This window comes from Hahella ganghwensis DSM 17046 (assembly GCF_000376785.1).
GTDB lineage: Bacteria > Pseudomonadota > Gammaproteobacteria > Pseudomonadales > Oleiphilaceae > Hahella > Hahella ganghwensis.
Genome location: NZ_AQXX01000129.1, coordinates 103,160 through 115,097, shown reverse-complemented (window position 1 = coordinate 115,097; position 11,938 = coordinate 103,160). Strand labels below are relative to the sequence as shown.

At 46.4% G+C, this 11,938-nt stretch carries 10 protein-coding genes; 7 read left to right on the top strand and 3 right to left on the bottom strand.

Annotated features, from left to right (window positions below; translation table 11 throughout):
* The coding region (locus F566_RS0120485; RefSeq protein ID WP_020408905.1) for an IS3 family transposase at window positions 1-244 on the top strand (244 nt) is incomplete at its 5' end.
* A gap of 28 nt (window positions 245-272) precedes the next feature.
* Here the strand turns inward: F566_RS0120485 and F566_RS0120480 are convergent.
* Window positions 273-947 carry a hypothetical protein gene (locus F566_RS0120480; protein ID WP_020408904.1) on the bottom strand — a complete coding sequence of 225 codons (675 nt, stop codon included), beginning with the start codon at window positions 945-947 and terminating at the stop codon, window positions 273-275.
* Window positions 948-1,199: 252 nt separating this feature from the next.
* On the opposite strand from F566_RS0120480, the gene F566_RS0120475 reads away from it, so the two are divergent.
* The 5 genes from F566_RS0120475 to F566_RS0120450 all read left to right on the top strand — a co-directional run bounded on the left by F566_RS0120475 (window position 1,200) and on the right by F566_RS0120450 (window position 6,748).
* Window positions 1,200-1,910 carry an Ntn hydrolase family protein gene (locus F566_RS0120475; protein WP_020408903.1) on the top strand — a complete coding sequence of 237 codons (711 nt, stop codon included), beginning with the start codon at window positions 1,200-1,202 and terminating at the stop codon, window positions 1,908-1,910.
* 220 nt (window positions 1,911-2,130) lie between these two features.
* Entirely contained in the window at window positions 2,131-2,619 is a 489-nt protein-coding gene (locus F566_RS0120465) for an NlpC/P60 family protein (RefSeq protein ID WP_020408901.1), read from the top strand.
* Window positions 2,620-3,373: 754 nt separating this feature from the next.
* On the top strand, window positions 3,374-5,152 hold the full coding sequence (locus F566_RS0120460; protein WP_020408900.1) for a thiamine pyrophosphate-binding protein: 1,779 nt from the start codon (window positions 3,374-3,376) through the stop codon (window positions 5,150-5,152).
* Entirely contained in the window at window positions 5,130-5,960 is an 831-nt protein-coding gene (locus F566_RS0120455; RefSeq protein ID WP_020408899.1) for a citrate synthase family protein, read from the top strand. The genes F566_RS0120460 and F566_RS0120455 overlap by 23 nt, the downstream gene beginning before the upstream one ends.
* Window positions 5,957-6,748 carry a citrate synthase family protein gene (locus F566_RS0120450; protein WP_020408898.1) on the top strand — a complete coding sequence of 264 codons (792 nt, stop codon included), beginning with the start codon at window positions 5,957-5,959 and terminating at the stop codon, window positions 6,746-6,748. Before F566_RS0120455 ends, F566_RS0120450 begins: the two co-directional genes overlap by 4 nt.
* 8 nt (window positions 6,749-6,756) lie before the next feature.
* On the opposite strand, the gene F566_RS37980 is transcribed toward F566_RS0120450, so the two are convergent.
* A complete protein-coding gene (locus tag F566_RS37980; protein ID WP_020408897.1) occupies window positions 6,757-8,859 on the bottom strand; it encodes a TonB-dependent receptor plug domain-containing protein in 2,103 nt (700 codons plus the stop codon).
* Between the two features lie 314 nt (window positions 8,860-9,173).
* Between F566_RS37980 and F566_RS0120440 the strand changes: the two genes are divergently transcribed.
* On the top strand, window positions 9,174-9,926 hold the full coding sequence (locus tag F566_RS0120440) for a glucose 1-dehydrogenase (RefSeq protein ID WP_020408896.1): 753 nt from the start codon (window positions 9,174-9,176) through the stop codon (window positions 9,924-9,926).
* Between the two features lie 75 nt (window positions 9,927-10,001).
* Here F566_RS0120440 and F566_RS0120435 read toward each other — a convergent pair whose 3' ends face one another.
* Window positions 10,002-11,729: a GGDEF domain-containing response regulator gene (locus tag F566_RS0120435; RefSeq protein WP_020408895.1), complete on the bottom strand. Its 1,728-nt coding sequence runs from the start codon at window positions 11,727-11,729 to the stop codon at window positions 10,002-10,004.
* Window positions 11,730-11,938: the final 209 nt, after the last annotated feature.

Sequence of the window (11,938 nt, the reverse complement as noted above, 5' to 3'; positions counted from 1 at the left end):
CTTTGTTGGCAGCATGAGTCGAAAGGGGAACTGCTGGGATAACGCGGTAGTGGAGAGCTTCTTCGGTAGCCTGAAGCAAGAACGGATTCAATGGCACCACTACCAGACTCGACGAGAAGCACAGCAAGATGTGTTGCATTACATCACGATGTTCTACAACAGCTTTCGGCTACATTCATATTTGGATTACCAAAGCCCGAATCAATATGAAACGGCCTGGAAAGAATTACGAGAAGTTGCTTAACTGGGTTGTCACAAATCAGTTGACCACGTCATGTATTGTCTGAAAAACCTACGGCAGACTTAATCACTTCTATTAGCTTCGCAGATACAGCCTCAGAGACTTTCTTAACATCTGATTTTCTTCGAATAACGGTTTCAATCAGTTGGCACAGGATCACGGCATTCGAGTCAAAGAATGATACTTCTGAGTAACCGTTAAACCGTTCACGACGAACATCGTCACGGTGATAGTAATCCAGCAAAATATCAAGGATGACTTCCAATTGCTGCTCGCTCCAGGAGTGCCAGGGAGTAAGCTTTGCCTTCGGATCTTGCCTGACGATACAAAGAACAACTCGATTATCTTTATTAATTTCCCGAAGTTCGTGCTGAAAATCATAATAGTAATGAATCAGCCGCTTCTGAATTTCCTTGACCCCTTCCGGGGACAAAGCGAATGTCTCATAAACCTCTGGGTCGTTAAGGCATTCCGGGCGGTCGTCATAACTGGGATCATGTTTTAACGCGCTTTGTATCTGACGATCTGATAGACAGAACGATGCACTGTGATCGCTCCATCGTATTTCACCATAACCCTGAAGCCGCTGTTGAATAGCTGTCTTGGCTTCATCTGAAGGCTTCTCGACAAAAAGAAGGTGTGCATCAAAGCCGCCCGACAACGTGCCAACGCCATGACCGATAAAAAAGAATGGATAGCTTTCCATTATCGTGCTCTCTCACATTGGTTGAATGTACAACCTTGTATCGTACGGAATGATATGAACAGGATAAGCATATCAGAACCCTTTTAGGCCAGGTACGACCATAACGGATAAGCCACTAATATTTGTGTTTATCCTGGTGCTTTTGTTGGTTCTTTTCATTTTAGGTTCCGGCATGGATGACGCTGGTCTTTTTTTGAGAAAGGATTATGCTTTTTACCATTGTTACCCACCTTTGCATCTTGGGAGGCTTGGATGACCTATTGTCTGGGGATTAAAACCAACCAGTGCATCGTAATGGTGTCGGATTCGAGGACCAGTGCCGGTGTCGATAACATCAGCACCTATAGCAAAATGTGGCGCTACAGCATCCCGGGGCAACGTCAGTTTGTCCTTTGCAGTGCAGGAAATCTGGCGACCACCCAGGCCGTGATTGCCCAATTGGAACGGGATATCAGAAATAACGCCCCAACGACTTTACTGACGGTTACCGATTTGCACGAGACAGCAGAGTACATAGGCCGAATCAGTGTCGCCTGCCAGCAGGCTTCCGGTGGAGGACCGGCCTTTGAGACCACCTTTCTGCTCGCAGGTGAAATACAGGGCACGGTAAGTGGTCTGTATATGATTTACTCCCAAGGAAACTTTATTGCCAGTTCCTCTCAAGTACCCTTTTTACAGATCGGTGAGATTAAATACGGAAAACCGATACTGGATCGCGTGATCCGTGAAGAGACGTCTTGTGACCGAGCTGTACTATGTGGACTGGTCTCCATGGATGCCACCATGCGCAGTAATCTGACGGTCGGCCCTCCAATAGAACTCTATATATTGGATACTGGCTCACTTCAGCCAGGGCGCTATATTTCATTCGATGAAGATAATGAGTACATCCGCACCCTGCGTCATAAATGGAATAAATTAATGGAAGGTGCCTTTGATCAACTGCAGCCGCCGATCAATTAGCCAGGATCATGCATTTACCCGGTAATTTTAAAAAGCGGCTCGACACGGAGGCTCGTAGATTCGAATTCCAGGGCCCGGTCTAATTGACGTTGTAACGCTGCCTTGAGCTTTAATTCATGCTTTAAATAACCTGGTAACTTCATTCAGTGACCTCTTAAAGGCCGCAACGTTTTTATAATATGGGTGCGATGTTACTTAGATGTGTTCTATTATCTGTTCTATGAACCTTACTTACTCGGTATTCCTCATTCTGCTATTTTCCGCTGTGTTAGCGGGCTGTTCCAGCACGCCGGTCAATGGGCCTCATAACAGTCTGCCTTCTGTCACTACACCAGACCAGCACAACATTAGCACTCTACTGCTGAATCACTATGAAGGCTGGCGTGGCACTCCCTATAAAATGGGAGGTCTTAACAAGAGAGGCATAGATTGCTCTGGATTTGTATTTCGGACTTATCAGGAACTTTTCAGAATAACGCTGCCTCGCTCCACATCTGGCCAGGTCCATGCTGGAAATGAAATCCCCCTGACACAGGCTGCTCCCGGTGATCTTCTGATATTCAAAACCGGATTAAAACAACGACACGTAGGAATATATGTAGGTAAAGGGCGTTTCATTCATTCCTCAACCTCCAGAGGCGTCATCATATCAAGCCTGAACACTCCTTATTGGGAAGACGCCTACCGAGAGTCTCGACGAGTTCTCTAATCCAGTCGACACACCATCTTCCAGAGTATTGACAGCATTAATGAAATGGAGCAATGCCTTTATGATGATGGACTAATCTTCTATCAGCAGGCAGGCTCCCAGTTCGGAAAGCTTTCTCAGAGCTGATTAAACAAATCAATCCGTCTGATTCTGAGGGAAAATTCGCTGCCCTGACGATTGATCATCCGGTTACAGAACTTGACTATGTCTGGAATTCCGTGAACTTTTTCGACAAGAGGCCAAGAAGTTTGTCATCGACTCTTATAAGACCCTTTCAGATGATTAAAATCTCGAATACTCCTTGCTCGGCAAACAGACCAATCCATAAAATCAATAATTTCGTCACGAAATAGTTAACCGGTCAACATCCCCCCTAACCTGCGCATTGTGATCGTAGAAAGAGTCCAACGTCATATTCATGAGCGGCATTTTCACACGTCAGGCTCTCTACTTCAAAAGCCTTTTATGGCGGGGGCTTCAAGCCAATAGGTAATCATTTATCATTATTTTACTCCCACATTTGACCTAGATCTCATTATCATGCTTGCCCGTCTCTAGCCGGTGAGGTTAGCCTGACAGGGATTGCGTAGGTGATATGAGGAATGGTAATTTATACGTAGGCTCTTCGGCCTAGTCTATTGAATTTTAGAGGGATTTTTCAAGAATTTACAATTGCTGTCTTCCATTGTGAATCGTAAACGTCACAATAGCGCACCTTTCATATGATGTATCTAAACTATGGGGTTCAGACGTTATGATTGAAAACGGCGATTTAATTCTTCGTTATCTAGAAAGACTCGGCGTCAGATATGTATTTGGTGTCCCCGGTGGTAGCATTGAACCCCTCTATAACGCGCTGGCAAGGAGTGAAAGGCGCGGTGGGATCAGGGCTGTCCTCGCGCGCCATGAAACCGGCGCAGCCTTTATGGCTGATGGTTATGCCCGTGCTACCGGCAAACTCGGCGTCTGTATATCTACTTCCGGGCCAGGCGCAACCAACCTTCTCACAGGCGTAGCTAACGCCTATGCTGACGGAGTTCCGCTTCTGGTGATTACCGCTCAACCTTCTATCGAGCGCTTCGGTCTAGGTGCATTCCAGGAAGGTTCATGCACAGGCATCAATACTGTCAGCATCTTTGATAGCTGCACACGCTTCAATACCCTGGTATCCCATGCAGCCCAGTTGGAACACAAACTGGTAATGTCAATCGGTTATGCTCTCAGCAACCAACCTGGGCCGGTTCATTTAAGCGTTCCATTGGATATCATGCGCGCCAGAGTCAATGACAATTCTCGCAGCCTTAATATGCGGGCGTTCATCAATCACGAAGTGGCACCGAGCTCAGATGGACTTCATCTAATACTCAAAGACCTGGCTTATGTCCGAAAAGCCACCATCGTGATTGGAGAGGGTGCGGCAGGCGCCATACATGAGCTCCTGATGCTGGCAGAATCGAGAAACTTTCTGATTGTGACCACTCCTATGGGTAAAGGTCTGGTCTCCGAATATCACCCACTTTACCGGGGTGTTTTTGGTTTGGGGGGACATGAAAGCGCCAAGGAAGCTCTCTCACCCGAAAACGCCGAACGCGTGATTGTCATTGGAACGGCTTTAGATGAAATCACTACCGGTGGCTGGGACCCTGAGGCTGTTTTCTCCAAACGCCTCTTACACTTGTCCGGCAACCCCGAACACCTGAGCCGCTCTATTCTCTCTCGGATTTCATTGCTGGGATCACCCAGACTGATGATCCGCCCTTTCAGCAAGTATTTGGAACTACTGAATAAACATCAGTATCCGGAAGACAGAGAAGATGAAAGAGGTTTTCCGGTTCATGTGAAGTATGCCAATAAGGGTGTTTGCTTTGATAACGGCGGTCCCGTTAAACCACAGGCATTATTTTTTAAGTTAAGTAAGCTCTGTCCGCCTCGTGTCCCCGTATTAATGGATACCGGCAACAGCTTCCTGTGGGGAGTTCATTATTGGCAGACGAAAAACCTGCGCACCGAACAGAACAAGTTGTTCCACATTGGCATGGGGTTCGCCTCCATGGGCTGGGCAATTGGCGCAGCTGTAGGGATGGCCTTTGCTGACCGGGAAAGACCGGTAATCTGCATTACCGGAGACGGAAGCGTGCTGATGAGCGGCCAGGAAATGACGGTAGCCATGGAACACCAGCTAAGCATCGTATTTGTCATTCTGAATGATAGCCATCTGGGCATGATCAAGCACGGCCAGAAGTTGGGCGGCGCAGAAAGTATTGGTCACGAACTACCTCAGGTTAACTTTGCAAAAATGGCAGAAGCCTTGGGCGTAAGAGGCAAACAAGTCCGGTCTCTGAACGATCTCGATGACGAAGAGATCGCCTTCGAGCTGAGAACCCCCGGTCCCTTTGTCCTGGATGTCCTGATAGACAGTAACGAAGTTCCGCCAATGAAGATGCGAACGAAAGTACTGGCCGGCAGCAGCGGCACTCCCAAGCATTCAGAAGAAATCATAGAGGTTAAGCATGAACAACTCGTTCGGGTATAAAACCAAGATCTGGTTTGAAGAACCAGAATCTGACAATCCTTTTGCTGCCAGGAAGTCCTACTGCCACGGATATGATGTTTACGGAGATATTCTCTCCAAAGCGACCTGGTTTGAGTACTTATATCTGTTGTTTAAGGGAGAAAAGCCGTCACCCCGACAGGCTAAACTACTGGAGACTTTGGCCCTCGCCCTGACCAACCTTGGCCCACGAGAGCCTAGCGTTAGGGCTGCGATGAATGGAGGTGTTGGCGGTGCCACGCACGCGGCCTCCCTGATGAGCGCACTGTCTGTAGGAGCAGGCCAGTGTGGTGGTGGACACGAGGTCTATATATTAATGTCTCTCTGGGAGACCTGTGGACTGGATCTGGGTCTGTGGCTGCAAAAGTTACATGATCCGGTAGAAGATAAAAGGGAAGATATCTGGAAACCTATGGAGCATGCCCCCGGCTTTGATCCGAATGGTGTTTCATGCCCTACTCCCGTCAAACAAACGCTGTCAGCCCTGGCACGATATGACGAGAACGGATGCCTCAGTTTTCTTGAAGAAACCCGAGAGCAACTGGAAGCATCCACTGGAATCCCCTTGTCTATGACTGGGGTAGCAGCTGCCGCTTTTCACGCACTTGAACTCGATGCCCACTCGGCCACAATGCTCTTTCTAATCCTGCGTTTACCGGGTGCGGCCGCGCATGCGATTGAACAAAGGCACCTGGGTTGGAAGCATTTCCCTTTTTATGGGGCACATATTGAGCTAACTGAAGACGCTGCACACTTTGAACTACCAAATGCAGAGGAACTTGGATTATGAGCTTACAGGATCTTTTAGATCAGGAAAGAAGTCATAAAACCGCAATGGGTAAAGCTTTCTTGTGTGACCGGGTTGTATTCAGAGGTAAAGACCTGCATCAGGAGCTAGGCGATAAAGATTGGTTTTCACTGTATCTTTTCTCAATTACTGGTAAAGAATACACAATCGATGAGATAAAGATGCTCAACTATATTTGGCTTTGTACCAGTTATCCTGATCCCAGTATTTGGCCAAACCATGTCACCGAACTTGCAGGTAACTCAAGAAGTACACCTTCTTTATCGCTCATGAGTGGAATGGCTATATCTGAGGCATCTATTTATGGTCGCCGACCAGATCGCCGAGCAATAAGCTTTCTGCAAAGCACTAATAAAGCTGTAAAGGAAGGCGCTGAACTCGGGGAAATTCTTCTAGCAGAATTGAAGAAATACCGCGTGGTTTATGGGTATGGAAGACCATTAGCCAGAATCGACGAGCGCATTCTACATACGGTCAAAAAGGCTAAAGAACTTGGGTTCGCGGATGGCGAACACTTCCAATTAGCACTTGAAGTGTATCGCTATCTCAGGAAAAACAAGCGACTTTCAATGAATGTCGCTGCTCTAGATGCAGCCTTATGTGCCGACATGGGAATGACACCAGAACAATATCAACTATTCATGACCCCTTGCTTTATCGCAGGGATGGTCCCCTGCTTTATAGACGGTATCACCAAACCCGAAGGTTCAGTATTTGCAATGAGGTGCGAATCTATCAAGTATAGCGGTGTGGAGAAAAGATCCTGGTAATTCAGCAATTAAAATGAGTACTCGATCTCAGCCAGCAATGAGCGTCCCACCATCGGATAGTCTCCAGGGATTGCTGTTGGGGTAATAGTACCTGCTGGACTTGGTTCTCGTACATCCTTATCTGACAGATTACGAAGAGTAAGAATCAAGTCCATACCTTGCAGTAGGTTTTGCTGTGTATATTTCAGATCGATCGTTGTATAGCTTGGGGTGGGATCACGGTCATCATTAGCTGCTCTGCTTTGCTCCCCCACCCAGTTAACCTCAGCACTGAACAACACATTTTTTTGGGTATCAAACTGAACCCTTGCATAAAGTTGATGATTGGGAGCCGAACCTACATCCTCTTCAGTCCTCTTGTCTGTTGACTTCTGATAAGCGTAATTTGAGACCAACATAATTTGATCATTAACTTCGTAACTGAGTTCCAACTCTCCGCCTTGACCACTCCGTGTACCAATATTTTGAGCCTGCCGACGATTGTTTCCTATGTCTACAAAGTTAATGAAATCTTTGATTTCATAATGGAAAATGTTTGCAGATAACAAAATCTGCTTGTTCACCTGATATGCAATTCCAAGCTCGTAGGAGTCAATGATTTCCGGGCTCAAGTCCTGGTTACCCAACGTTACTGGATTGGAAGTTACAAACAGTTCTTCTATCGACGGTGCTCTAAAGGCTCTACCGTATAGCAGCTTGGCAGTCAGATCATCTGTGGCGGCCCATATTAATGACAACCTTGGGTTTGTGGTATCACCAAAGTCAGAGTAATAGTCATATCTCACACCACTGATTAACTGCCAGTCCTGTGCAAACTTCCACTCATCCTGTAAATACACAAAATAACTTGTGCGATCCTTTTCAGGGAGCCAAACTTCATCTGTATCATCTACAGAAGTGATACCTCCAGGTTTAGGAGTAAAATCAGGATTAAAATTCTTCGACTCCGTTACTTCGTAAACATCCCCCCAAGAAGCACCCACACCTATCCTGACAAGATGAGCGTCAAATCCCTTGTATAGCGAATTGAAGTTCAATCGAACAATTTCCTCTTTATATCCTGGGTTCCCAATAAACCCATCAGGAAATGTCCCTGCAAGTAAAGTTCCGGGAGGAAACAATTGAACATTCTCCTCTACCTCCTGAGAGTCTTGGTAGTAAGACAACTGAGTGACGACAGAGAAATCTTCAATTATTTCATCGGCCTGATGTGTGATATCAAAGTTGTACCTGTTACTCGCAAACCGGCCATTGTTATCAATAGCTTCGATCAATCCAGGTCCTGTTCCGATGTTGTATCGCCCCTGATAACCAAGACGCACGGTAATATCATCATATCCAACCTCAAATCTTGCCTCTACAGAGTCCCTCATGGTATTGACTGGTCCTGGGGCATTAGACGCACTAGTTCCAGTATTCTGATCATTAAGGGTTTGGGCGTCCTCTCCTATTTTCCCCTGGTGTCCATCTGTAGTTTCATATTCAACAGAAGCAGCAAACTTCACTGGTCCCTCATTGCTGCCGAATTGAAACCAGCTGGACTTTGTATCAAAACTCCCATAGCCAACCCCGACCTTAAGGTTGTCTATGTCCTCTGGACCCTTGGTCTGTATATTTATGACTCCGGCAAATGCATCCGCTCCATATAGGGCCGATCCTGGCCCCCGGATTACTTCAATTTTCGCGATTGACTTAAGCGGCATACCAGCCCATACGTTACCACGATTTCCCAATGCCAAATTCGTTACAGGAATACCGTTAATAAGAACTAGGGTTTGCGGATTATTTGCGGAAGCAATCCCCCTGATCACATACCGTGGTGCATAGGCTAATTGTGACCTTGTTACGTGTAGGCCAGGTACGGTTTCCAACACTTCATCTAGGTCTGTCGCAGCCATCGCCTCAATATCATTTGCGGTAATTACCGTTGTAATGGCAGCGGCCTTATCAAGCGGAGTAGGTGTTCCCGAAGCAATACTTGTAACGCGAATTTGCCCCAGCTCTTCTGGAGACAGATCCCATAACCCGTCATCTGAAAAATCATCATTAACTCCGTGTGCTGCCGTAGGTAATCCAGCCATCAGCAGAGTTAGTATTTTTAATTTGTTCATGGTGTAACGGCGCCGTCTAGGTATCCTACAAGGGAGCACATCAATAGATGTTATTATTAAAATTATTTTATCTGAATTAAAGCGTAGCAGTTGTTCCCAAATTGTGCGAAACAATTTTTCCCTTTTAATACAGATGCTTGATTAGCTTTACGATATAACGTTAATCAAATCAAGACAATCCCTATCGTTCAGTCTACCTCCGCACTGTACATTCATTGTCTTAAAGTTGTCGTCCTACAGCCGCGTCCCACCCTCGTTATCAACTTCAGTCTATACTCTAGTATTTAAATTCCGATCAAAGGAGGCAACCAGTTATGCTGGATAACAAAGTAGTCATGGTGACGGGTGCAAGTTCAGGCATTGGAAGAACTGCTGCTCTAAGATTCGCAGATTGCGGAGCCAAGGTTGCAGTAGTGGCACGACGACAAAGCGAAGGTGAGGCCGTAGCTAATCAAATTAATCAACTGGGTGGGACTGGGGTTTTCATCAAGGCCGATGTTGCCAAAGAAGTCGAGGTCAAGTCAGCTGTTGAATGTATTGTAGAGAAATTTGGACGGTTAGACTTAGCGTTTAACAACGCAGGTGTATCCGAACCAATTGGCTCACTTACAGAGTTAACAGAAGCAAACTGGAACAGAGTCATGGATATTAACTTAAAGGGAATTTGGTTGAGCATGAAATACCAGATTCCAGCCATGCTTTCATCCACTGGAGGAGGGATCGTCAATATGTCGTCCATTTACGGACAGGTCGCCACCGGCATGGGAGTATCCGCCTATGTTTCTTCCAACCACGGGGTGATTGGACTAACTAAAGCAGCAGCTTTGGAGTATGCAGATAAAAATATTCGAGTGAACGCAGTTTGTCCTGCATGGATTCCTACACCAGGGAATGAAGAAGCTTTGAGCAACCCGGATGTAATGGAGTACGCAAAATCTCTCCACCCCATGCGAAGACTTGGAACTCAGAATGAAGTGGCCGAAACTGTATGCTGGTTACTATCTGAGTCCGCCAGCTATATAAGCGGCCAAGCCATTTCCGTAGATGGAGCTTATACAGCCCAGTAAATACTTAGCCACTCTGCTCTAAAACCGAGACTGACTTTAAATACTGTTTCTTTGAATCAGAGTGGCCTGTCTCATTTATTCCATATTCAGCGGCTTGGGTTTGGCAATAGCATATCCCTGAGCAAAATCAATTCCCATCTCCTTCAGCCTATCCTTGATGGCATCACTTTCAACAAACTCAGCGATGGTTTTCAGGCCGACCGCATGGCCGATCTTATTACATGCATCCACAATACTGACATCAATAGGATCATTTAGCATATTGCGGACGAAGCCACCGTCGATTTTCAGGAAATCCACTGGAATGGTTTTCAGGTAGGAGAAGGAACTCATTCCGCAGCCAAAATCGTCCAGCGCAAACTTGAACCCTTCATCACGGATTTCCCGAATAAACTCAACAGCATCTGAAAGGTGGGCGATCGCAGCGGTTTCAGTAATCTCAAAACAAATACGTTCAGGTCTGATCTTGTACTGATTGAGAAGCTCTCGGATCCTGGCAAAAAACTGGTCGTCACTCAGAGAGTTACCAGATAAATTGACGAAATAGGTCCCCTTATCTTCGTAACCTTTTCCAGAGTCCGCCAGATACTGAAATACCAGTTCGATGACCCTGAGATCAATCAGTGGCATCATATTGTAACGCTCAGCGGCGGGTATAAAGGCACCAGGCTGTACGACTTCCTCTCCATCCCGCAGCCTCAGCAAAAATTCTGTGTGGTGATCATCTGACACTTCATCAGAGAGGCATGCCATCGGCTGATGGCAAAGAAACAACTGGTTCTGCTCTAACGCCATCCGCAAGCGGCTTGTCCATTGCATCTCGCTATGGCGGCGTTGCATGTCCGTATCCTGGACTTGATAGATCTGAACGGTATTACGTCCTCGATCCTTGGCGGCATAACAGGCAATATCCGCATGGCTTAAAATTTCGGTGGCATTACTATAGGCCTTGGTGATCTGAACGATTCCGATACTCAGACTGACCACAAAGGGAGTATTGTCCCAAACGAATTTAAACCCCCTAACCTCTTCCTTTAGTGTTTCCGCTAATTCAACCGCATGCTGCTTATTGCAGCTTTCCAACAGAATACCAAATTCATCGCCACCGAGACGCGCCAGAGTGTCGCTTTCCCGGATATGCCTGGAAAGGATTCTCGCGATTTGTTTGAGCAGTTCGTCGCCAGCGATATGGCCACAGGTATCATTAATGATTTTGAACTGGTCCAGATCAAGGTAAAGCAGCATGTGCACCAGACCACGCTCTTTACTGCTCACCAGCGCTGATCTCAGGCGTCGATCAAACTCGCGACGATTCACCAGATCCGTCAGGCTGTCATGGTAAGCCATATGATGCAGAGACTGTTCCGCCTGCTTTCTCGCGTAACGAACTCCCGCTTCTTTAAGCTCCCTCTGAATCGCCGGCAACAGACGGGCAAGATTGTCTTTCATAATGTAATCGTGCGCGCCAGCTTTCATCGCACGCACGGCAATATCCTCACCAATGGTGCCGGATACGATAATTACAGGGGTATCAAGCCCCTCACTCTTGACGACTTCAAGGGCTTCTTCAGAGGAGAAACCAGGCATATTGTGGTCAGTAATCACAATATCCCAGGATTTTTTGAGTGCCTGTCTCAGCTTTGGCTCAGAATCGACACGCAGATACTCTGGGATAATTCCGCCTTTACGGAGCTCTCGAATTAATAGGAATACATCGTCTTCCGAATCGTCAACGACCAGTACCCTAAGCTTGTCGGTAACTCTTTGTTCCTTCATCGCGGCTTGCATGTTGTATAACGACATGTTTTTAGGTCTTATTTAGCGGATACCTGCTACACGCTCGATGCTTGTATTGCCAATAGACTAACAAACCCACTGTTTTCCATTCAGTGATAAAGCATCAAAAGTTCAATTAAGTCAGTCATCTATAAAGTTAACTCTTTGTCTTGATTTGCGCCAGTACCAAGAGCCAACTTTTTATAACACGTGGACTAATTAACCTTTTCTTTTGG

Excerpts from the sequence above, each read along its gene's own strand:
- F566_RS0120480 (WP_020408904.1), bottom strand. The coding sequence starts at position 947 with ATGGAAAGCTATCCATTCTTTTTTATCGGTCATGGCGTTGGCACGTTG.
- F566_RS0120475 (WP_020408903.1), top strand. The coding sequence starts at position 1,200 with ATGACCTATTGTCTGGGGATTAAAACCAACCAGTGCATCGTAATGGTG.
- F566_RS0120465 (WP_020408901.1), top strand. The coding sequence starts at position 2,131 with ATGAACCTTACTTACTCGGTATTCCTCATTCTGCTATTTTCCGCTGTG.
- F566_RS0120460 (WP_020408900.1), top strand. The coding sequence starts at position 3,374 with ATGATTGAAAACGGCGATTTAATTCTTCGTTATCTAGAAAGACTCGGC.
- F566_RS0120455 (WP_020408899.1), top strand. The coding sequence starts at position 5,130 with ATGAACAACTCGTTCGGGTATAAAACCAAGATCTGGTTTGAAGAACCA.
- F566_RS0120450 (WP_020408898.1), top strand. The coding sequence starts at position 5,957 with ATGAGCTTACAGGATCTTTTAGATCAGGAAAGAAGTCATAAAACCGCA.
- F566_RS37980 (WP_020408897.1), bottom strand. The coding sequence starts at position 8,859 with ATGAACAAATTAAAAATACTAACTCTGCTGATGGCTGGATTACCTACG.
- F566_RS0120440 (WP_020408896.1), top strand. The coding sequence starts at position 9,174 with ATGCTGGATAACAAAGTAGTCATGGTGACGGGTGCAAGTTCAGGCATT.
- F566_RS0120435 (WP_020408895.1), bottom strand. The coding sequence starts at position 11,729 with ATGTCGTTATACAACATGCAAGCCGCGATGAAGGAACAAAGAGTTACC.